The following is a 21,013-nucleotide window of genomic DNA, read 5'->3' on the forward strand; positions in this document are numbered from 1 at the left end:
GTGATCACTCCGTTGTGGCGGGTGAGGCGGGAATCAGTGCGGGCGGACGAGCAGTCTGCGCAGGCGTGGAAGATGGCGGGTCAGTCGAGCCAGTTCGTCGTCGACTTCGTGTTCGACCTGGACTTCCGTCCGTCGCAGTGCCGACAGAAAGGCGATGCGGCGTTCGATGAAGTAGAGGTAGAGCATGCCGCTGACCAGCGCGGCATACAGGCACCACAGGGCCGTGAAGGCGTACTGGGCGATCAAATAGACGACGACCAGGCCGATCAGATTCAGCCAGCCGAAGAGCTGGATAGTGACGCTCCGGCTGAGGATCAGAGAGCCGCAAGTGGTCAGGATGTACAGCAGCGCGATCCACAGGTGCGCTATGGACGCATTCGCATAGACCAGCGACACGTGATGCACGTAGACCTGCGTCGGATAGTGCGCGAGGCCCCAGCCGACGTAGACGGCCAGCAGCGCACCGATCAGGACCAGCGAAGCGAGCAGGTCGCGCTTCGGACCTCGGGCTTCCAGCAGCCAGACGGCAAGCGGCACCAGTACGGGCAACACGGCCTGGGCATAGAAGACGAACAGCTGGGCGGCGACATGTAGAACGTGCGTGTCGACGACGTGTAACAGTCCCAGCCAGACGATGCCTTGATCGAACTGATGCAGTCCGAACAGTAGGGGCAGGCTGGCGAAAACCCATTCGCCCGCATGGCTGACTTTCTTCAGCGTCAGGACGCCGATGGTCAGCAGCACGCCTGCTAGGGTGAAATTCAGAACGATGAAAATCATGCCGGTACTCGTCTGTCTTCGTGATGTACTTATTCTGTCGCGCCGACCATTCGTCGAAGTGGGAATGAGCCATTGCCACTATGGTTCATTCCGTCGCCATGCGCCATTGCGGTCGGCGCAGGCGGTTGAGCAGCAGGGGAACAGCGAGCATCAGCGCGAGGGTGGAGAGCATGGCAGGGGCGTAGACGCCTTCCGACACCCCGCCGCCGGGCGGCAGCAGACCGATAAGCAGGCAGGCGAGGGTGGTGACGAAGCCGGTGCCGGCCACCAGCCACAGGCCCCAGGTGCGCCCGCCGGGCACGCGGTAGGGGCGCGGGGTGTCGGGTTCGGCGTAGCGCAGGCGGATGGCGGCGGCGAACAGCATCAGGTACATGGCGGCATACAGCACTACTGCCGCCGAGGTGAGCAGCAGGAACGCGGTGTCGACCGAGGGCACCAGCAGGAACACCAGCGCCACCGCACTCATGGCCAGTGCCTGTACGAGGAGCAGGTTGCGCGGCACGCCCTGCGCGTTCACCTCCTGCAGCGCCGGCGGCAGGTTGCCCGCACAGCCGGCAGCCCACAGGCCCTTGACCGGGCCGACCACCCAGGTGCTGACCTGCCCGGCAGCGCCGAGCGCAACCAGCAGCGCGGCGACCGGCACCAGCGCGCCCAGCCTCCAGGTGTCGAACAAGGCCTGCAGGGCCTGTACGCTGCCGGACACGAGGTCGAGCTGTGCCTTGGGCACCACTGCGGCGACCGCCAGCCCGCCGGCGAGGGTGACGACGAAGCCGAGCACGGCGGCGGCGAACACCGCGATGGGATAGTTGCGGCGCACGTCGCGCACCTCGCGGGCATGGCTGGCCGAGACCTCGATGCCGACGACGCCGAAGATGAAGCTCAGGAACAGCACCAGCGACTGCTGAGGATGGGCAAGCGGCAGCCAGTTGCCGAGCGTAGGCGCGAGGTCGAGATGCACGGGGCGGCCCTGTCCGACGTAGACCACAGCAAGGGCGATCAGCACCGCACTCGGCAGCAGCACGCCGGCGCCGAGGCACACGCTGGAGATCAGCCCCGAGGCGCGCGTGCCGCGCAGGTTGGCCAGCGTCGCCGCCCAGTACACGGCGAGAATCACCGCAACGATGAAATAGCGATCGTGCGCGAGCCGCGGGTCGAAGGCGTAGGCCAGGCTGGCGGCGACGTAGGACAGGATCGAGGTGATGCCGAACAGGCTCTGCACCCACTGCAGCCAGACTGCGGTGAAGCCCCACTGCGTGCCGAAGGCCTCCTCGACCCAATGGAATACGCCGTTGCGCGGCCAGGCGGTGGCCAGTTCCGCCGAGACCAGGGCGATGGGGATCAGGAAGGCGAATACCGTGACGGCGTTGAAGAACACCATCTGCAGCCCGGTCGCGGCCATCATCGGCATGTTGCGCAGGGTCAGGAACAGCGCCGCGGTCATCAGCGTGAGCGTGACGATGCCGAGTTGGTTGGTCTTGCTGCCGGGTGTCGCTGAGCGGTCTGACATGTTCTTTCCGATACCCCTCGCCTGGGAAAGGTTCAATCCGATCGGGTCTTGCCGGAACCGCGCGGATGATCTTTAAATAGCCCTCCGCACGGCACCCTCGTACTCTTGGAGACGCATCGCATGCCAGTCCACCACCGCGAAATCCATCGCACCCATCGCATTGGCTGGCTCCGCGCTGCCGTGTTGGGCGCTAACGATGGCATCATATCCACCGCCAGTCTGATTCTTGGCGTTGCGGCTTCCTCGGCCTCGCATGGCGCGATCTTGGTTGCGGGTGGCGCTGGCCTGATGGCGGGTGCGATGTCGATGGCAGCGGGCGAATATGTTTCGGTGAGTTCGCAGTCGGATACCGAACGAGCAGACATCGAACGGGAGCGCCTGGAACTGGCCGCCGACGAGGCGCACGAGCATGCCGAGCTGGTTTCGATCTATATCTCGCGTGGACTTGACAGGCCGCTGGCGGAGCAGGTGGCCGATCAGCTCATGGCCCATGACGCGCTTGCCGCCCATGTGCGCGACGAGTTGGGCATCTCGGAGGTGCTCAACGCCCGGCCGGTGCAGGCTGCAGTGACCTCGGCGCTGACCTTCGCCGTCGGCGCGGCGCTGCCGCTCCTCACTGCCCTGTTCGCCCCTATATCCGGGCTCGGTTACTGGGTCGCGGGCGTGTCGCTGGTTTCGCTCGCCGGTCTGGGCGCGCTGGCGGCGCAGACCGGCGGCGCCCCGATGACGACCGGCGCCTGGCGCGTGGCGTTCTGGGGTGCGCTGGCCATGGCGGTCACGGCGGGCGTGGGCGCGCTGTTCCACGCCGGAGGCGTCTAGTCTCTCCTTATGGCGCGCCGCCTGCCGCGCCGATGTGAGGTGACATGCACCAGGCAATGACCCCGCTTGCCCGCCATGTGTGGGAGACCCGCTACCGCCAGGCGGACGAGCGGTTCGTGGAGGACTCCTGGCAGCGCGTCGCGCGTGCCGTGGCACAGGTCGAGCGCGATGTCGGCGATTGGACGGCGCGTTTCCGCGAGATTCTCGAGGATTTTCGCTGCCTGCCCGGCGGGCGCATTCTCGCCGGAGCAGGTGCCGCGTACGAGGCGTCGTTGTTCAATTGCTCCGTGATGGGCGATATCGAGGATTCCATGGACGGCATCTTCGATGCGCTGCGCGAAGGGGCGCTCACCCTGCAGTCGGGCGGGGGCATCGGCTACGACTTCTCGACCTTGCGGCCGGCCGGCTTCCCTGCCGAGCGCCGCGGCACGCTGGCCTCAGGCCCGGTTTCGTTCATGCGCGTGTGGGACAGCATGTGCGCCACCCTGGTTTCCACCGGTTCTCGCCGCGGCGCCATGATGGCCACGCTGCGCTGCGACCATCCCGATATCGAATCCTTCGTCGAGGCCAAGCGCGAACCCGGTCAGCTGCGCCACTTCAATCTATCCGTGCAGGTCGACGACTCATTCATGCGCGCGGTTGCGGCGGACGGGCCTTGGGCGCTGGTGTTCCCCGACCCGCAGCGGCGACGTGGCGCGGCCCAGTCTGTCGTGCGTGACTGGCCGGGCCATCGGGAGCCGGTCGCTTGTGCGGTGGTGCGCACGGTGTCGGCCCGCGCGCTGTGGGAGCGCATCACGCGCGCAGCCTATGACCCTATGACGCGGCCGAGCCGGGCGTGCTGTTCATCGACCGCATCAACCGCCTGAACAACCTCCACTACCGGGAGCGGATCGGCGCCACCAACCCCTGCGGGGAGGTGCCGCTGCCGCCCTACGGCGCCTGCGACCTGGGTTCGATCAATCTCGTGCGCTTCGTGCGCGCACCGTTCACCACGCAGGCTACGCTCGACCTGGAGGGCATCGAAGCGACCGCGCGCGTGGCGGTGCGTTTCCTGGACGACGTCATCGACGCGAGCCGCTTCCCCCTCCCGCGCCAGGCCGAGGCAGCCCGCGAGACGCGGCGCATCGGACTGGGCGTGACCGGACTGGCGGACGCGCTGGCCATGCTCGGTCTGCATTACGCATCACCGCAGGCCCGGCAAGCCGCTGCGGGCATCCTCGAACGTCTATGTCACGCGGCCTACCGCAGTTCCGTCGAGCTTGCGCGTGAGAAGGGCGCCTTTCCCGCGTTCGAGGCCGCTCCGTATCTTGCCGGCGAGTTCGTCAGTCGCCTGCCGCCGGACATCCGCGAGGCCATCGCGTGTCACGGCATCCGCAACAGCCATCTCCTCGCCATCGCGCCCACCGGCACCATCAGCCTCCTGGCCGGTAACGTCACCAGCGGCATCGAACCTGTGTTCGACCTCGCCTACGAGCGGCGGGTGCGGCAGGCGGACGGTCGGCGCGAAGCCTTTCGGGTCGCGGATTGCGCCTGGGCCCTCTGGCGCGGGCAGAGCGGTGCCGGCGACCCACCGCCGAACTGCCGCCGGAGGCGCATCTGGCCATGCAGGCGGCGCTGCAGCCTTACGTGGACAACGCGATCTCCAAGACCGTCAACGTCCCCCGCGATTATCCCTTCGAGGCCGTCCGCGGCATCTACCGACAGGCCTACGAGCTGGGGCTCAAGGGCGTCACCGTGTTCCGCCCCAATCCGGTCACCGGCGAGGTGCTCGTCGCCGACAGCAGCCAGCGCTGCTGCACCTTACCCGAGACGCCCGGGGTTCTAGCGGACCCCTCGCAGGCCTGACCGCGCCGCACCCGCGGCGGTGATACACTCCGCGTATTCAAAAGATGCTCAATGCACGGAGTCGAGACATGCCGAAGTATCGTTCCCATACCACCACCCACGGTCGCAACATGGCCGGCGCCCGCGCCCTGTGGCGCGCCACAGGGATGAAGGACGCCGACTTCGACAAGCCAATCATCGCCGTCGCCAATTCCTTCACCCAGTTCGTACCGGGACACGTGCATCTCAAGGACCTCGGCCAGCTGGTCGCGCGCGAGATCGAGAAGGCCGGCGGGGTGGCCAAAGAATTCAACACCATCGCCGTGGACGACGGCATCGCCATGGGCCACGGCGGCATGCTGTACTCGCTGCCCAGCCGCGAGCTGATCGCCGATGCGGTCGAGTACATGGTCAACGCGCATTGCGCGGATGCGCTGGTGTGCATCTCCAACTGCGACAAGATCACCCCCGGCATGCTGCTGGCGGCGATGCGCCTCAATATTCCGGCCGTGTTCGTGTCCGGCGGGCCGATGGAGGCCGGCAAGGTCATCGCCAAAACGCCGGGCGCGGAAAAGATCATCCACCTCGATCTGGTCGACGCCATGGTAGCCGCCGCGGACGACAGCAACAGCGACGAGAAGGTCGAGGAATACGAACGCTCGGCCTGCCCGACCTGCGGTTCGTGCTCCGGCATGTTCACCGCCAATTCGATGAACTGCCTGACCGAGGCGCTCGGCCTGTCGCTGCCGGGCAACGGCTCGCTGCTCGCCACCCACGCCGAGCGCGAGAAGCTGTTCCTGGAGGCCGGGCGACTGGTCGTGGACATCGCCAGACGCTACTACGAGCAGGACGACGCCAGCGTGCTGCCGCGCAGCATCGCCAGCTTCGACGCCTTCGAGAACGCCATGAGCCTCGACATCGCCATGGGCGGCTCGACCAATACCGTGCTGCACCTGCTCGCCGCCGCACAGGAGGCGGGCGTTGACTTCGACATGAAGGACATCGACCGCCTGTCGCGCCGCGTGCCCAACCTGTCCAAGGTCGCGCCGTCCAGCCAGTACCACATGGAGGACGTGCACCGTGCCGGCGGCATCATGGCCATCCTCGGCGAGCTGGATCGCGGCGGCCTGCTGCACCGCGACGTGCCCACCGTGCACAGCCGCACCCTGGGCGAGGCCATCGAACGCTGGGATGTGCGCCGCGCCGCCGAGGCCGAGCAGGCGCTGTTCTACGCCGCGCCGGGCGGCGTGCCGACCCAGGTCGCGTTCAGCCAGTCCGCGCGCTGGGATGCGCTCGATCTCGACCGTGAGAACGGCTGTATCCGCGACATCGAACACGCCTACTCCAAGGACGGCGGGCTGGCCGTGCTCTACGGCAATCTGGCCGAGGACGGCTGCATCGTGAAAACGGCCGGCGTCGACCAGAGCATCCTGGTGTTCGAGGGGCCGGCGCGCATCTTCGAGTCCCAGGACGCCGCCGTCGAGGCCATCCTCGCCGATCGCATCCAGGCCGGCGACGTGGTGCTGATCCGCTACGAAGGCCCCAAGGGCGGGCCGGGCATGCAGGAAATGCTCTATCCGACCTCGTACCTGAAGTCCAAGGGCCTGGGCAAGGCCTGCGCCCTGGTCACCGACGGCCGCTTCTCCGGCGGTACCTCGGGGCTGTCCACCGGTCACGTCTCGCCCGAGGCGGCCGAGGGCGGCAACATCGGCCTGGTCGAGGAAGGCGACATCATCGCCATCGACATCCCGCATCGCAGCATCCGCATCGCGATTAGCGACGGGGAACTGGCCGCGCGCCGCGCGCGCATGGAGGCCCGCGGCAGCGATGCCTGGAAGCCGGTCGGCCGCAATCGTCCGGTCAGCGCCGCGCTGCGCGCCTACGCCGCCATGACCACCTCCGCCGCCAAGGGCGCGGTGCGCGACGTGAGTCAGGTCGAGCGCTGAGCGCTCGACGGGATCTATCGCTGATACGGCCGGGACAGCGGCGTCATGGATTCGACCTCGAACTGGCTGTTGTTTCTGTCCGCCGCGCTGGCGATCAACATCTCGCCGGGACCGGATCTGATCTACGTCCTGTCGCGGACGGTGGCGGAAGGCCGCAAGGTCGGTTTCGCGTCACTGCTGGGTATCTGGACCGGCGCCCTGGTGCACGTGTCGGCCGCCGCGTTGGGTCTGGCGGCCCTGCTGGCCGCCTCGGGCGTCGCCTTTGCGGTGGTGAAGTACGTCGGCGCGGCCTATCTGGTATACCTCGGACTGCGCGCGTGGCGTGCGCAGGCGCCGGTGCTGGACAAGGAGCAGAAACCTGATAGGCGCGTCACGCCATGGATGGCGTACCACCAAGGTGTGGCGGTGGACCTGCTGAATCCCAAGGCGGCGATCTTTTTTCTGGCGTTCCTGCCACAGTTCGTGCGTCCGGAAGCCGGGCACGCGCCGGCCCAGATCATGCTGCTCGGCGTGCTGGTGATCGCGGTTGCCGTGGTGGTGGAATCCGCCGCCATACTGCTCGCGTCGCGACTGACCCGAACGCTGCGCGGCAACGCACGCGTTGCGCGCTGGCTGCAGCGCCTGCTCGGCTCGGTCCTGGTCGGGCTGGGCGTCCGGCTGGCCTTGATCGGTCACCGCTCAGCCTGAAGCGATGCGGTCATCAAGCATCTTCGCTACCGGGGTAAGGCCATGACCCAGCGTGCTCCCAGCCTGTTCGTCTCGCACGGATCGCCGCTGCTGGTGCTCGAGGCTGGTCCGGCGCACGATGCCGTGTGTGCGCTGGGTGCGGAATACCGCTCGCAGGCCGTCGTTTGCGCCTCGGCACACTGGGAGACCGCTTCGCCTCGGGTGGGTGCGTCGATGCAGCCGCAGACGATCCACGATTTCTACGGTTTCCCGGCGGAGCTTTATCGCCAGAGGTACACGACGACCGGCGATGTCGCCCTGGCCGGTCGGGTGGCATCGTTGTTGCGCGAGGCCGGATTCCCGGCGGAAATCGATCCTGACCGGGGACTGGATCACGGGGCCTGGGTGCCGCTGAAGCTGATGTATCCGCAGGCGGGCATTCCGGTCGTGCCGATCTCGGTGCAGCCCGGACGGGACGCGGCGTGGCATCTGCGCCTGGGCGCCGCATTACGTGGGCTGCGCGACGAGGGCGTGATGATCCTCGGCAGCGGCAGCGCGACGCACAACCTGCGCGATCTGCGCATGCCGCCGGACGACGACCCGCCGGCCGCCTATGCCGCGGGTTTCGACGACTGGCTGAACGCTGCCGTCGAGGCGGGGGATAGGGAGGCGCTGACCGGCTATCTGACGCAGGCGCCGGAGGCAAGGCGGAATCATCCGACGCCCGAGCATTTCCTGCCGCTGCTCGTCGCCCTGGGTGCAGCGTACGATCCGCGGGGTCGCGCGGTGCATCGTTCCTTTGCCTTCGGCACCCTGTCGATGAGCAGCTTTGTCTGGGATTGAGCGCTCGGGTCTTCAGTGATTGATCACGTGCTCGAGCTCGGCCACGCTGTGCGCGACGCCGGGAAGTTCCAGCGCTTTGCCGAGCTGACGCGCGATCTGGCTGAGCGAGAACACGCCACGGATTGCTTCGCCGTCAGCGCGTTCCTCCGCTACCAGCGCATGCTGGCGACCGGTCTCGCGCAGCAGGGCCACTACATCGCTGACGCTGGCATGTGCGACTTCGTTCAGCGGGACAACCTGGATTTCCTCGGTGGGCGTCATCACGTGCTCGACGCGCAACTGATCGTGCGAGACCTGCTCGCGGGTGGCGACCGCCATGGGCTTTTCGCCCAGCAGGTCGGTGGCGGTGAGCAGGCCGGTGACGCTGCTTTCTCGGTCGAGTACCAGCAGCATGCGTACACCGGTATGGATCATGCGCTGATGCGCGCTCTCCAGCGTGGCTCCGCCGACCGTGGTCACGGCGCGGCTGCGGCGCAGGTCGGTCATGACGTCCAGCGCAGGGCTGTCCGGGCGGACGAGTTCCGGCAGGCCGTGGTCGTGAGCGACGATCATAGTTCCCCGGCGTAACGGACGGGGATGTAGCTTGGGTATGGACATGACGAGTACCTCGCACGGTACGGCAGGCCCGTTCGGCGGCATATCGGCGTCTGCTAAGATAGCCCTCCGCCCCCGGGTCTCCGGAATTATCCCCTATGTCTTTGCTGTCGCTGCGCGCCCTCACCTACACCCTCGGCGGTGCCCCTCTGCTCGATCGTGCTGACCTCAGTGTCGAGGCGCAGGAGCGACTGTGTCTGGTCGGGCGCAACGGCGCGGGCAAGTCGACGCTGATGCGCCTGATCGCCGGCGAACTGCAGGCCGACGACGGTGAGATCGTGCGTCAAGGCAGTCTGCGCGTCGCCTATCTTGGACAGGAAATCCCGCGCGACGTTCGCGGCAGTGTATATGAGGTGATCGCCGACGGTCTGGGCGAACTGGGCGCACTGCTGGCCGAATACCATCGCCTGAGCGAGTCCCTGGGCAACGGCGCAGGGGAAGACGATCTGACTCGCCTGGAACGCGTGCAGCACGCCCTGGAGGCGCAGGACGGCTGGAACCTCGGGGCACGCGTGGATGCGGTCGTGTCGCGCCTGGATCTGCCCGGCGAGGCAGCCTTCGACGCCCTCTCCGGCGGCCTCAAGCGGCGCGTCCTGCTCGGTCGCGCACTGGTGACCGATCCCGAGTTGCTGCTGCTCGACGAGCCGACCAACCACCTCGATATCGAAGCCATCGAGTGGCTGGAGGATTTCCTGCGCAATTTCCCCGGTGCGGTCATGTTGGTCACGCATGACCGCGCCTTCGCCGACGCCCTGGCGACCGCGGTGCTCGATCTCGACCGCGGCAAGCTGACCCGCTACGCCTGCGGCTATCGGGAATACGTGCGGCGCAAGGCCGAGGACCTCGAGGTCGAGGCCGCCCAGGCCGCCGAATTCGACCGCCGCCTCGGTATCGAGGAGACCTGGATACGCCAGGGCATCAAGGCCCGGCGCACCCGCAACGAAGGCCGGGTGCGTGCGCTCAAGGCGATGCGCGAGGAGCACCGGGAGCGCCGGGTGCGTACCGGGCAGGCTCGCCTGGCGGTGGATGTAGGCGGCACCTCCGGCAAACTGGTGGCCGAGGCGGAAGGCGCGAGCATCGCGCTGGGCGGACGCACCATCGTGCGCGATCTGAACCTGACGCTGCTGCGCGGCGACAAGCTCGGCATCATCGGCCCCAACGGCGCCGGCAAGACCACGTTGCTGCGGCTGCTCACCGGTGCCCTGCAGCCGGATACCGGCCATGTGCGTCTCGGCACGCAGCTGTCCGTGGCCTATTTCGACCAACAGCGCGAACAGCTCGATCCGGAAAGCACGGTGGTGGACGCGGTGGGCGAGGGCAGCACCCAGGTCACCGTGAACGGGCAGTCCAAGCACATCATGGGCTATCTGCAGGATTTCCTGTTCAGTCCGGCGCGTGCGCGCACGCCGATCCGCGCGCTTTCGGGCGGCGAGCGTAACCGCCTGCTGCTGGCCAAGCTGTTCACCCGCCCGGCCAACCTGCTGATCATGGACGAACCGACCAACGATCTCGATGTCGAAACTCTGGAACTGCTGGAAGGATTGCTCGTCGAATACACAGGCACACTGATTCTGGTTAGCCACGACCGCGTGTTTCTCGACAACGTGGTGACCAGCACCCTGGCCTTCGAGGGCGACGGGTATTTTGCGGAGTACGTGGGCGGTTACCAGGACTGGCTGCGTCAGCGTCCGGGGCAGGCAGCCGCCAAGGCGACAACCGCTGCGGCCAAGCCGGTTCAGACGCGTGATGCGCCCGCTGCGGCGGCGAAGCCGGCGCGCAAGCTCAGTTACAAGGACCAGCGCGAACTGGATGCGCTGCCCGGGAAGATCGCGGCGCTGGAGTCCGAGCAGGAGACCCTTGAAAACGCTCTTGCGAGTCCCGATCTGTACCGCGATGCAGAGGAAGTACGCAAAACCCGGCTGCGCCACGAGGCGGTGGTCGCTGAACTTGAGGCTGCGTTTGCACGTTGGGAAAAATTGGAGTCCACTGCGGGGTAAGCGATTCAGGTTGAGCGCAAAACTTCGCCAGTCAGCGACTTTCTTTCCCTCGAAGCTGGTGATTGGCGTAATGTGCGCGTATAGTTCGCGGCGCAACAGTGCGTATTGCACAAAGTTGCGCTCGTTCGCCAGAACTGTTCCGACACCAGCGCCGATGGGTTTCCGTACAAACTCCGTATGCTGGATCGTCGCCGAGGTTGCAACCTGGGCCGTTAGCAACCCGACCACGCCCGGGACCAGAAGCCTCTTTGAATTTTAAGGCAAATGGAAGACTTCGATACCCTTTTGGGCCAGCCATCCTCTGGATGGCTTCAGTCGTCGACTCGATGAACGTACGCGCATGCTGCGCCATGCGGTATATGCGCGTCGGCGCATGCCCGACCGGTGCTTTGGAAGGCTGTTATTCGCCCGGCAATGGTGGGTGACCGCTTGGAATGAGGAAGGCTACCTTGGCAGAATCATTTGCAGACCTAACGCTGGCTGACCCGCTGTTGGCTGCGGTCGAGGAGATTGGACTGCGCGCGCCGAGTGCAATCCAGTCACGTCTCGTGGCCGCCGTGCTTGCAGGTAGCGACGTCGTCGCTATTACGCCAACTGGGCAGGGAGGTACCACCGGATATCTGCTCGGACTCATGCAGCGCCTGCTGGCCGAGCCGGCTCCCGAGGGTCGCGGACCACGTGCGCTGGTGCTAGCGCCGACGCGCGATCAGGCGATGCAGATTGGGCGCATGATCAAACAATTCGGCCACGACACGCGACTGCGTTTCGGTACGGTGGTCGGCGGCAGGCCGTATCCGACTCAGCACCAGCTGCTGCGGCGTCCGTTGGATATCCTGGTAGCGACCCCGGGTCGTCTCATGGATCACATCCGGCGGGGGCGCGTGCCATTCGAGCGACTCAGGCTGCTGGTGCTCGACAAGACCGATCAGATGCTCGACATGGGCCTGGGCAGCGAGATCTACAGCATCGTTGACGCGAGCGCCGAAACGCTGCAGCAGAAGGTGGTGCTTTCCGACGCGCCGAACGATGCCGTGGGGCTGCTTGTGGCCCGATTGACACGTTATCCGGTACGCATTGATGAGGGTGCTGGCGAAGCGGTATCCGAGAAGCTGCTAGCCGAGACTGCGACCGTACATGAGGAAGTGGCTGAAATCATGGATGAGGACGAGGACGAAAGACAGCCGGCCGAATTGCAGACGGGGACGATGTCTGAATCTAGCCGTAGCGGCGCCAGGCGTTCCAAGCCACGTGGTCCGCGCCGGGCGGGTGCCGGCAACGCCGGTGGTACGCAGGGCGGTAAACCTGCCGGCAAGTCTGTACGCGGCCCGCGTACTGCGCGCCAGGGGAACGGCAACAAGCCAGCCCATGCCAACGGGGGCAATGGTGGCGGCAACGGCAAGACGGGCAAGGGTGGGCTGCGTGGTCCGGGGCGTCGTCTTGCCGGTGCGCAGGGACAGGGCGGACGCGGCAGGCGGTCGCCGGACGTGCGTTTCCCCAGCGACTACGCCTCCGGCCCTGGCGGGGCATCCAAGGCGCCGCCTGCGGAACCCCGCGGACCGCAACCCAACGAGCCGGTCCAGTATTCCGCGGATTACGGTTTTTCCGTGGCACCCGGTGCCCGCAAACCGGTCAACGTGGTGTATCGCACCAAGGGGCGCCGTCGACGCGAAGACGGCGGCGAGGACGAGAAGGGCTAATCCGTCTGTGCCGTTCGGGGTTTATTTCCCCTGCGGCTCGCGATGGACTGCAAACGGTCCCCAGGCCTGATCGGTCGGCATGATTTCCAGGTTGTTGATGTTCACATGTGCCGGCAGCCCCGTGACCCAGATCACACTTTCGGCGATATCCTCCGCCGTCAGCGGCCGGGTTCCTGAATAGACCGCGGCAGCCTGATCGGCATTACCCTTGAAGCGCACCAGCGAGAATTCGGTCTCGGCCATGCCGGGTTCGATGTTGGTCACCCGAACCCCGGTACCCAGCAGGTCCGAGCGCAGGTTGCGCGAAAACTGTTGTACGAAGGCCTTGGTGGCGCCGTAGCAGTTGCCGCCGGGATAGGGCCAGCTCGCGGCGACCGACCCCAGGTTGATCACATGCCCCCGGCCTCGCGCGACCATGCCCGGCAGCAGCGCCCGGGTAACGCCCATCAGGCCCTTGATGTTGGTGTCGACCATTTCCTCCCACTCGTCGAGATCGGCACGCTGCGCGGGTTCGAGGCCGAGTGCGAGGCCTGCGTTGTTGATCAGCACATCGACCTCGGAGAAATCCTCCGGCAGGCCGGTCACGGCTGTCTCCACCGCGTCGCGGTCGCGCACGTCGAGCACCAGCGGCAGAACGAGCCCCGCGGGCATGGCGGCGGCCAATGTCTCCAGACGGTTGCGTCTGCGACCGCTGGCGACGACGCGATGGCCGGCTAGCGCAAAACGGCGAGCGATGGCTTCGCCGAACCCTGATGTGGCGCCGGTAACGAAAACGGTATGACTCATGCTTGAGCTCCTAGGTTGAATTTCCGCTTCCGGGGCGTGCGTCCAGCCATGCGGGCATCAGCGCAGAGGCTTCGCGTAACGTACGCCGGTGACTGTGCCATTCGGGGTCGGCGTCGGCGACGACCGTCCAGAAAGCGGGGGAGTGATTCAGATGGCGGATGTGCGCCAGTTCATGGATCAGGACATGGCGTACCAACGGCTGCGGCAGGAGCAGCAGTTTCGCGTTCAGGCTGATGTCGCCGTGGCGGTTGCAGCTGCCCCATCGGGTACGTTGCAGGCGAACGCTCAGACGACCATGGCGCAGGCCCATGCGCGCGGCCTCGGCGGACAATGCCGTCTGCAGCACCGGTTTGGCACGCCGGCGCAGCCAGGCGGCGAACAGGTCGCACCACGCTGTGTTCGTGCGCCAATCGCCTCCCAGCTGCAGCATGCCGTCAGTTTCTTGGAGGAAGGGGGTGCCACGGGTTTCCGGCGCCTGGCGTACCGTCAGTTCAAGGTCGAGGATCGGCAATGTCACCCGTTCTGGCGGCCCTGCGGCTGGGACAGGCAATCGGGCCAGCTGGTGTTCGATCCAGGTACGCTGTCGTTCCACAAAATCCAGTGCATGCGCGCGACCGAGGCCGTGCGGCAGCGTGACCACGACTCCCGAATGGGAGGACACGGTGATGCGCAGGCGGCGGGCCCGTGCCGAGTAGCGCAGTTCGCAGTGCTCGAGCCAGGGTAGGGTAAGGGTCGGCGGCATGGTTGCAGGTGGGGGTGACTGCTTGCGGATGGCCGCGAGTGTAGACTGTCTGACGCATGGCCGGCCACCCCGACGGGCTGGCAACATCGTACGGAATCGGGTACAAGATAACTCCGCTGGAATCCCAACTGATCGGCGAATGAACGATTTTCTTATCGTGGGCGCGGGTATTTCCGGTCTGACTCTGGCCTGGTCCCTGCGTCGGCGCGGTGCAAGCGTCAAGCTGCTGGAAGCAGGCCCGCATGCAGGCGGCAAAATCCGCTCGTATCGGCAGGACGGCTATCTGCTCGATGCCGGCCCCAATTCCCTGCTCGACCGAGGCGAGGGGCTGCGCGACCTCATCGACGGCCTGGGACTTGGCGCGCGCGTGGTGGAGGCGAATCCCCACGCACAGCGCCGCTACGTATGCCGTGGCGGGCGCGTGCTTGCACTGCCTGCCAGTCCGATGGCCTTTCTGCGTACGCCCTTGTTCAGCCTGCCGGCCAAACTGCGTCTGCTGACCGAACCGTGGCGCAGCAGCGCGACGCAGGACGAGAGCGTGGCGAGCTTCGTGCGCCGTCGCCTCGGTCGAGAGTTTCTTGACTGGGCCGTCGATCCCTTCGTTTCAGGCGTGTATGCCGGCGATCCGGAACGCCTTTCGGTGCGTGCGGCGACGGGACGCATCCATGCGCTGGAAGCGGAGGCCGGATCGCTGTTCCTGGGTGCACTGCGCCGGGCGCGGCAGGGCCGGGCGAGTGGACCGGTGCCACGTGGACGGCTGATCTCCTTCCACGAGGGCATCGGCGAATTGACCGCGGCGCTAGCCGCCGCCCTGGGCGACGCGATCGCCACCGGGAGACCGGTCACGGCGCTGCGGCGCACGGATCGGCATTGGGTGGCGGAAACCGCGGCCGGAACGGAATGCGGCAGCACACTGATCCTGGCGACGCCCGCCGCCATGTCCGCCGAGTTGCTGGAGCCCTTCGATCACGGCCTCGCCGAGCACCTGCGTGCGATCGAGTATCCCGGGGTAGTCAGCCTGGGGCTGGGCTTCGCACGCGAACAGGTTCAGCACCCCCTGGATGGTTTCGGTCTGCTGATTCCGAGCCGCGAGGGCAGGCGAACTCTGGGCGCCCTGTTTTCTTCCTCACTGTTCCCCGGTCGTGCTCCGGACGGTCGAGTGCTGCTCACGGCCTTCATCGGCGGGGCGCGCAATCCTGCGGCGCCGTCGCTGGATGACAGCGACCTGATCGAGACCGTGGTCGAGGATTTGCGTCCATTGCTGGGCTTGACCGGCAGTCCCGTGTTCAGTGCGCTCAACCGCTGGGCATCCGCGATTCCGCAATACACCATCGGTCATCTGGAACGGGTGGCGGAGATAGACCGTGGATTTGCAGCCTTGCCGGACATCCACGCGGCAGCCAACTGGCGCGGCGGTATCGCCGTGGGCGACTGTGTCAACAACGCGCTGGCCTTGGGTGAACGTCTGCTGCCGGAAGCTACCGGGGAGGCGGCGTGAGCGCATGCCGGAGTCTTGTGGGAATAAGAACTTGCGAATGTCCGCAGACTGCATGGCGGACTCAGGGACAATGAAGAGGATTTGCGCATGAACAACGCGTTGCGTGATCAGTTGCTGAAGGCCGGGCTGGTCACCGAGGATCAGGTCAAGGCAGCTGACGATGGGGGGCGCAAAGCTCCTGCTGCACGTGGCAACGACGCGCAACCGCGCGGACGCCAGCAGGGTAAACGCGGTGCTCAGGCCGGCCAACGGCGCCAGCCGGCGCAGTCGAGGGATGTGGAGAAACCGGCCGTAAAACCAGCACCGGCCCGGCGCAAGCCAGCCAAGAGCGGCAAGGCCGCGAAGGCGAATCCGGCCCAGACACCGAGCCCCTATGCTCACCTCGACAAGGCGACCCGCGAGGCGGTGCGCCGCTTCCTGCGCGAAAACCGGGTGAATGGCGGAGAGGGCGAGACGCCCTATCACTTCCAGGAGGGCGCCGCGGTGCGCAAGATCTGGATCACCTCGGAGCAACGTCAGGCCCTGACCGAAGGTACGCTGGTGATTGTGCCGCGCAACGAACGCTATTACGTCATCGATGCTGCGTTGACGGAGGGGCTGTTAGGGCTCGACCCCAAGGCAGAGGTTATCCGTGCCGATGCCCAGACGGGCGGCGACGAGGAGGAGGATCCGGCCTACAAGGATCACCCGATCCCGGACGATCTCGTCTGGTAGGACCCAGAGGGGCAGGTGTGCGCCGGCCACGGGCCTTTACGGCGTGTTCAGCCGGTATTGCGCTGCCCGGTTGCGATCGCATTGATCGTGCGCAGCAGAGGGCTGAGCCAGAGGCGGTGCGGCTGGGTGCCGAGTTCCTCGTCGCGTACGCGCTTGAGCAGCGTGATCTGGATGTGATTCAACGGGTCGAGATAAGGTGCACGTCGACTGAGCGACAGGGCCAGGGTGGGGTTCTCGCTCAGCAGGGAATCGCTGCCGATCACCTCCAGGATTTCCCGCACGGCGAGCCGGTGCTCCTCGCGGATGCGCTCGAAGATGCCGCGTGCCTGCTCGGGGTGGTGGCTCAGAGCGATGTATTCCTCGGCGATGCGCATGTCGGCCTTGTACAACGACATTTGCGTATTCGACAGCAGGGAGCGGAAGAAAGGCCATTCCGCATACATCCGGCGTAGGCAGCTCAGGCGTTCGGCGTCGTCACCGCGCCAGCGGGCCAGGGCCGAGCCAATGCCGTACCATGCCGGGAGGGTATGGCGTGATTGGGCCCAACCGAAGACCCAGGGGATGGCCCGGATCGAACGCTTGCTGCGGTCGCTCTTGCTGCGGTGCGAAGGGCGCGAGCCGATGTTGAGCAGCCCGATCTCGCTGACCGGGGTGACCTCGTAGAAGTAGTCGAGCAGCCCGGGCGTGCGGTCGATCAGGTCGCGGTAGGCCTCCTCGCCGAACTCACTCAGGTTCTCCGCCACTTCGAGATACTGCGGTCGGTCCTGCGCGACCTCCTGGATCAGGCTGAGACTGGCCTTCATCAGGCCGGTGCAGCCCATGGTCAGCTCGTAGATCGCCGTTTCGGGATTGCCATAGCGGTAGTACAGGACCTCGCCCTGTTCGGTGAACTTGATCTGTCCCTGCACCGTGCCCGGAGGCTGCGCCATGATGGATTCGTGGGTCGGACCGCCGCCGCGACCGACGGTGCCGCCGCGACCGTGGAACAGTCGGCAGCGGACCTGATGGCGCTGGGTGATCGCCAGGATCTTCTTCTGTGCCGCGTACAGCCCCCAGGTGGAGGCGAGGATGCCGCCGTCCTTGCAGGAGTCGGAATAGCCGAGCATGACCTCCTGGATGTTCCCCGAGGCCTGCAGCATCTGACGGTAGATCGGTACCTCGAACAGCTGGCTCAGCACCGACTCGGTCTGCTCCAGATCCTCGATGGTCTCGAACAGCGGGGCGACGCGCAGATGGCAGAAGCTGTCCGCGCCCTGCAGTCCGCACAGCCCGGCGAGGCGGGCGAGGAACAGCACCTCGAGCACATGGCTCGCGGTGTGCGTCATGGAAATCACGTAACTGCCGAAGGCCTGGTGGCCGGCTTCCTGGCGCAGCCGCGCCACGGTCTGCATGGTGTCCAGGGTTTCGCGGGCACTGTCGTCCAGGGTATCGGGGTCGACGGGCGGGATCTCCGCGGCCGCGAGCCAGGCGGAGATCTGCTCCAGGCGACCGGGTTCGTCGAGCGACGCATAGTCGACATCGCCCGGGAACTGCTGCGTGATGGCATGCACGGCGTGGCTATGCACGCTCGATTCCTGGCGGACATCGAGGGCCAGCAGGTGGAAGCCGAAGGTTTCGACCAGACGGATGAGATCCTGGAGTTCCGCGCTGGCGATCAGGTGGTCCCCATGGCTGATCAGCGATTCGCGGATCAGCTGTAGGTCCGCCAGCAGGTCCCCGGCACCGTCATAGGCGCCTGCGCCGTGCGGTGGTTCAGCGCCGTTGAGTCGTGCTCGTACTGCCTCGAGGTTGAGTCGGAGGCGGTAGCGCATGGTATACAGCTTGCGCCGGTAGGGTTCGTGACCGAATCGGCGGCGGGTCTCGGCATCGTAGGTTTCGCCGACGATCGCACGATCTCGCTCCAGGCTCTCCAGGAAGGCGGCGGAGGGCTGGCACAGGCTGCTCGAGTGGGTCAGACGCTTGCTCAGATCGACCAGATGGCGGTGGTATTCCTCGAGTATCTCGCGCATCTGCAGGCGCACGGCGAGGGCGGTAGTCTCCGGCTTGACGTTGGGATTGCCGTCGCGGTCGCCACCGATCCAGGAACCGAAGCTGATGAAGCTCGGCACGCGCACCGCGCCGGGACCGTAACAGCGGTTGACCGCTTGTTCCAGATAGCGGTAGGTGGTCGGCAGCGCCTCGAACAGACTTTCGTGGAAGTAGTAGAGACCGTTGCCAATCTCGTCGCGTACCTCGGGGCGGTGGGTGCGGACCTCGTCGGTACGCCAGAGCGTCAGAATCTCCGTGCGCAGCCGGGCCATGATGCGGTCGCGTTCGGTTTTGCCCCAACGCCGCAGGCTCAGGCGGTCGTTGGCCAGGAAGACGCGACGCAGTGCCTCCATGATGGTGCGTCGGCGTGCTTCTGTGGGATGTGCAGTGATGACCGGGTTGTAGCACAGGCGGTCGAGCAGGGCCTGCATCTGCGCCGGCGTCACGCCGCGGTCACGCATCTCCTCGACCGTTTGCGCGAACGAGCCCTGCCATAGTCGCAGTCCGCGGTCGATCTGTTGGCGTCGCCAGCGGTGGGCGAAGTCCTCTTCCGCGATGTTGACCAGGCTGAAGTAGGTGCTGAACGCCCGGATCACTTCTTCCAGGGTATCGTTGTCGAGACGCGCGATGAAGGCCATCAGACGTGCGCGGCGCAGCGGGTCTTCTTCCTTGCGCAGGCTGATGTAGCCCTTGCGCAGGGTCTCCACGGCGGCATAGACGCGGTGGCCAGCATGCGTGCGCAGGATGTCGCCGAGCAGGGCGCCCAGCAGTTTCACGCGGGCACGCAGGATCTTGTCGTAGGACCCCGAGGGGCTGACTGCTGTGTCGCTCATGATGGATGACTCTTGGCGTCGCCAGCCGCTGCGGTGCGTGTCTGCCGCCTTGCGCAGAATTGGCTGGAATGGGGCGCGGAGGCGTGAATTATACGGAATTCCTGACTCTTGTTAAGCGGTCTCGGTGCAGGTGATTGATTTGTATAGATTTGAATAGGCCAGTGCGCTGCGCGACCAGCTGAAGTCGGTGAGTGACCCGACTTCGATCAGCTTTTCCCACGCCGGTGTTGTGCGTAGCGCGAGCAGACGTTCGAGGCCTTCGCTCAAGGCCTCGGCAGTGGTGTCGTCGAACAGGAAGCCGTTGGCTGTACCGGCATCGAGGTTGTCCTGCGTCGCATCGACTATCGTGTCGGCCAGACCGCCGGTGCGGTGCGCGAGCGGTGGGGTACCGTAGCGCAGGCTGTACATCTGATTAAGTCCGCAGGGCTCGAAACGCGAGGGCATCAGGAAGGCGTCGGCGCCAGCCTCAATGGCATGTGCCAGGGCTTCGTCGTAGCCAATACGCACTGCTACTCGCCCAGGAAAGCGATGGGCGAGTGCCTGCATGGCTAGTTCGAAGCGTCGTTCCCCGCTGCCCAGGGCAACCAGACGCAGCCGACCTTCGGCGAGCGGACGTTCCAGGGCGTCGAGCGCGAGGTCGATGCCTTTTTGTTCTACCAGTCGGCCGATGAAGCCGAGCAGAGGGGGAGCGTCGCTGCTGTCTTCCAGCCCGGTTTCGGCGCACAGTGCGGCCCGGCAGCGACGTTTTGCACTCGGGTCGCGCGGGTCGAGAGGCGTGTCCAGATAGCGATCCGAGCCCGGGTCCCAGGCCTTGTCGTCGATGCCGTTGAGAATGCCGCTGAGGCTGTCTGCGCGGTAGCTCAGGAGTCCGTCGAGACCATATCCGAAGCGCGGGGTGCGAATCTCTTCGGCATAGGTGGGGCTGACCGTGGTGATGCGGTCGGCAAAGACCAGACCGCCCTTGATGAACGAGAGCTGGCCATAGAACTCGAGCGCATGAGGGTGCCACAAGGTGTCCGGCAGACCGATCGCCTGCAGCGCCGAGTAGGGAAACAGGCCCTGATAGGCGAGGTTGTGGATGGTGAAGACGCTTGCCGGACGTACCGGGCGGTCGTGCAGCAGGGCTGCTACCAGTCCGGTCTGCCAGTCGTTGCAGTGAACCAGATCGGGTTTCCAGTCCAGGCCGGCCTTGCCCTCGGCGAGCGCAGCGATGGCGCGACTGAACAGGCCGAAACGCAAGTGATTGTCCGGCCAGTCACTGCCGTCGGGTGCCCGATAGGGGTCGCCGGCACGATCGAAATATTCCGGTGCGTCGATGAGATAGAGTGGTAGCCCGGAGTCGGGCATCCGGCCTTCCAGCAGGTGGACTTCTTGGCGCACTCCGTCGAGTCGTAGCGGGCCGTGCGAGTGCCAGCCGCCTTGTTCACGTAGCGACGCGTAGGCGGGCAGGATCAGGCGGACGTCGTGTCCGCATGCGGCAATGGCAGGTGGCAGGCTGCCGCTGACATCGGCCAGCCCGCCGGTCTTGATCAGGGGGTGGGCCTCGCTGCTGGCAAAAAGTACTCGCATGTCTGGCTTGTTCTGGTGGATGTCGAGGGTCTCGGCCTGGATCGTCGCCCGATTTTTAAATGAATTGTGCCGAGATCGATAATAAATACAATTATCCGGGATAGTCTGGCCGTTTATCTGGTCTGATTCGCTGTGGTGCCCGGCATGGACGCGCACGTCACTGGTTGTGT

General features: G+C 66.0%; 17 protein-coding genes and 1 pseudogene. 11 read left to right on the forward strand and 7 right to left on the reverse strand.

Translation table 11 applies throughout. The features are described from left to right. Positions 1-33: 33 nt before the first annotated feature. Together BJI67_RS04965 and BJI67_RS04970 are read right to left on the reverse strand one after the other, a co-directional pair. A complete protein-coding gene (locus BJI67_RS04965; protein WP_070072100.1) occupies positions 34-780 on the reverse strand; it encodes a DUF6629 family protein in 747 nt (248 codons plus the stop codon). A gap of 85 nt (positions 781-865) precedes the next feature. Next, positions 866-2,287 carry an amino acid permease gene (locus tag BJI67_RS04970; protein ID WP_070072101.1) on the reverse strand — a complete coding sequence of 474 codons (1,422 nt, stop codon included), beginning with the start codon at positions 2,285-2,287 and terminating at the stop codon, positions 866-868. 120 nt (positions 2,288-2,407) lie between these two features. Between BJI67_RS04970 and BJI67_RS04975 the strand changes: the two genes are divergently transcribed. The 7 genes and pseudogenes from BJI67_RS04975 (at position 2,408) to BJI67_RS04995 (ending at position 8,385) form a co-directional block, all read left to right on the forward strand. After that, a complete protein-coding gene (locus BJI67_RS04975; protein WP_070072102.1) occupies positions 2,408-3,106 on the forward strand; it encodes a VIT1/CCC1 transporter family protein in 699 nt (232 codons plus the stop codon). A gap of 44 nt (positions 3,107-3,150) precedes the next feature. Further along, positions 3,151-3,972 (forward strand): ribonucleotide reductase N-terminal alpha domain-containing protein, encoded by an 822-nt coding sequence (locus BJI67_RS17745; protein WP_197513312.1) that lies wholly within the window; start codon positions 3,151-3,153, stop codon positions 3,970-3,972. Further along, positions 3,942-4,535 (forward strand): annotated as a pseudogene (locus BJI67_RS18165) (adenosylcobalamin-dependent ribonucleoside-diphosphate reductase); the annotation flags it as partial. The gene BJI67_RS17745 and the pseudogene BJI67_RS18165, both read left to right, overlap by 31 nt. Positions 4,536-4,708: 173 nt before the next feature. After that, positions 4,709-4,951: a hypothetical protein gene (locus tag BJI67_RS18170; RefSeq protein WP_331712276.1), complete on the forward strand. Its 243-nt coding sequence runs from the start codon at positions 4,709-4,711 to the stop codon at positions 4,949-4,951. A gap of 68 nt (positions 4,952-5,019) precedes the next feature. Then, positions 5,020-6,876, forward strand: coding sequence for a dihydroxy-acid dehydratase (gene ilvD / locus BJI67_RS04985; protein WP_070072103.1), 1,857 nt, complete (start codon positions 5,020-5,022; stop codon positions 6,874-6,876). A 45-nt stretch (positions 6,877-6,921) separates the two neighbouring features. Beyond that, positions 6,922-7,563 (forward strand): LysE family translocator, encoded by a 642-nt coding sequence (locus BJI67_RS04990; protein ID WP_070072104.1) that lies wholly within the window; start codon positions 6,922-6,924, stop codon positions 7,561-7,563. Between the two features lie 42 nt (positions 7,564-7,605). Then, positions 7,606-8,385 (forward strand): DODA-type extradiol aromatic ring-opening family dioxygenase, encoded by a 780-nt coding sequence (locus tag BJI67_RS04995; protein WP_070072105.1) that lies wholly within the window; start codon positions 7,606-7,608, stop codon positions 8,383-8,385. 12 nt (positions 8,386-8,397) lie between these two features. Here BJI67_RS04995 and BJI67_RS05000 read toward each other — a convergent pair whose 3' ends face one another. After that, complete coding sequence (locus BJI67_RS05000) at positions 8,398-8,937, reverse strand: CBS domain-containing protein (protein WP_197513314.1); 540 nt, start codon at positions 8,935-8,937, stop codon at positions 8,398-8,400. 140 nt (positions 8,938-9,077) lie between these two features. Between BJI67_RS05000 and BJI67_RS05005 the strand changes: the two genes are divergently transcribed. Beyond that, a complete protein-coding gene (locus tag BJI67_RS05005; RefSeq protein ID WP_070072106.1) occupies positions 9,078-10,976 on the forward strand; it encodes an ATP-binding cassette domain-containing protein in 1,899 nt (632 codons plus the stop codon). 449 nt (positions 10,977-11,425) lie between these two features. Continuing rightward, the gene (locus BJI67_RS05010) at positions 11,426-12,673 is read left to right on the forward strand and encodes a DEAD/DEAH box helicase (protein WP_197513315.1); all 1,248 of its coding nucleotides are present in this window, start codon (positions 11,426-11,428) and stop codon (positions 12,671-12,673) included. 21 nt (positions 12,674-12,694) lie between these two features. Here the strand turns inward: BJI67_RS05010 and BJI67_RS05015 are convergent, their stop codons facing one another. Together BJI67_RS05015 and BJI67_RS05020 are read right to left on the reverse strand one after the other, a co-directional pair. Further along, entirely contained in the window at positions 12,695-13,459 is a 765-nt protein-coding gene (locus BJI67_RS05015) for an SDR family oxidoreductase (protein WP_070072108.1), read from the reverse strand. Positions 13,460-13,469: 10 nt separating this feature from the next. Then, positions 13,470-14,201 (reverse strand): M48 family metallopeptidase, encoded by a 732-nt coding sequence (locus BJI67_RS05020; protein ID WP_070072109.1) that lies wholly within the window; start codon positions 14,199-14,201, stop codon positions 13,470-13,472. Between the two features lie 139 nt (positions 14,202-14,340). Between BJI67_RS05020 and hemG the strand changes: the two genes are divergently transcribed. Together hemG and BJI67_RS05030 are read left to right on the forward strand one after the other, a co-directional pair. Beyond that, positions 14,341-15,699 (forward strand): protoporphyrinogen oxidase, encoded by a 1,359-nt coding sequence (gene hemG / locus BJI67_RS05025; RefSeq protein ID WP_070072110.1) that lies wholly within the window; start codon positions 14,341-14,343, stop codon positions 15,697-15,699. An 87-nt stretch (positions 15,700-15,786) separates the two neighbouring features. Continuing rightward, positions 15,787-16,413: a DUF2058 family protein gene (locus tag BJI67_RS05030; RefSeq protein ID WP_070072111.1), complete on the forward strand. Its 627-nt coding sequence runs from the start codon at positions 15,787-15,789 to the stop codon at positions 16,411-16,413. 47 nt (positions 16,414-16,460) lie between these two features. Here the strand turns inward: BJI67_RS05030 and ppc are convergent, their stop codons facing one another. Both ppc and glgA read right to left on the reverse strand, forming a co-directional pair. Beyond that, complete coding sequence (gene ppc / locus BJI67_RS05035) at positions 16,461-19,274, reverse strand: phosphoenolpyruvate carboxylase (RefSeq protein WP_070072112.1); 2,814 nt, start codon at positions 19,272-19,274, stop codon at positions 16,461-16,463. Positions 19,275-19,385: 111 nt separating this feature from the next. Beyond that, entirely contained in the window at positions 19,386-20,843 is a 1,458-nt protein-coding gene (gene glgA / locus BJI67_RS05040) for a glycogen synthase GlgA (RefSeq protein ID WP_070072113.1), read from the reverse strand. Positions 20,844-21,013: the final 170 nt, after the last annotated feature.

The organism is Acidihalobacter aeolianus (genome assembly GCF_001753165.1).
GTDB lineage: Bacteria > Pseudomonadota > Gammaproteobacteria > DSM-5130 > Acidihalobacteraceae > Acidihalobacter > Acidihalobacter aeolianus.

Bases quoted from the DNA above. Each gene is read 5' to 3' on its own strand.
- BJI67_RS04965 (WP_070072100.1), bottom strand. From the start codon at position 780: ATGATTTTCATCGTTCTGAATTTCACCCTAGCAGGCGTGCTGCTGACC.
- BJI67_RS04970 (WP_070072101.1), bottom strand. From the start codon at position 2,287: ATGTCAGACCGCTCAGCGACACCCGGCAGCAAGACCAACCAACTCGGC.
- BJI67_RS04975 (WP_070072102.1), top strand. From the start codon at position 2,408: ATGCCAGTCCACCACCGCGAAATCCATCGCACCCATCGCATTGGCTGG.
- BJI67_RS17745 (WP_197513312.1), top strand. From the start codon at position 3,151: ATGCACCAGGCAATGACCCCGCTTGCCCGCCATGTGTGGGAGACCCGC.
- BJI67_RS18170 (WP_331712276.1), top strand. From the start codon at position 4,709: ATGCAGGCGGCGCTGCAGCCTTACGTGGACAACGCGATCTCCAAGACC.
- ilvD (WP_070072103.1), top strand. From the start codon at position 5,020: ATGCCGAAGTATCGTTCCCATACCACCACCCACGGTCGCAACATGGCC.
- BJI67_RS04990 (WP_070072104.1), top strand. From the start codon at position 6,922: ATGGATTCGACCTCGAACTGGCTGTTGTTTCTGTCCGCCGCGCTGGCG.
- BJI67_RS04995 (WP_070072105.1), top strand. From the start codon at position 7,606: ATGACCCAGCGTGCTCCCAGCCTGTTCGTCTCGCACGGATCGCCGCTG.
- BJI67_RS05000 (WP_197513314.1), bottom strand. From the start codon at position 8,937: ATGATCGTCGCTCACGACCACGGCCTGCCGGAACTCGTCCGCCCGGAC.
- BJI67_RS05005 (WP_070072106.1), top strand. From the start codon at position 9,078: ATGTCTTTGCTGTCGCTGCGCGCCCTCACCTACACCCTCGGCGGTGCC.
- BJI67_RS05015 (WP_070072108.1), bottom strand. From the start codon at position 13,459: ATGAGTCATACCGTTTTCGTTACCGGCGCCACATCAGGGTTCGGCGAA.
- BJI67_RS05020 (WP_070072109.1), bottom strand. From the start codon at position 14,201: ATGCCGCCGACCCTTACCCTACCCTGGCTCGAGCACTGCGAACTGCGC.
- hemG (WP_070072110.1), top strand. From the start codon at position 14,341: ATGAACGATTTTCTTATCGTGGGCGCGGGTATTTCCGGTCTGACTCTG.
- BJI67_RS05030 (WP_070072111.1), top strand. From the start codon at position 15,787: ATGAACAACGCGTTGCGTGATCAGTTGCTGAAGGCCGGGCTGGTCACC.
- ppc (WP_070072112.1), bottom strand. From the start codon at position 19,274: ATGAGCGACACAGCAGTCAGCCCCTCGGGGTCCTACGACAAGATCCTG.
- glgA (WP_070072113.1), bottom strand. From the start codon at position 20,843: ATGCGAGTACTTTTTGCCAGCAGCGAGGCCCACCCCCTGATCAAGACC.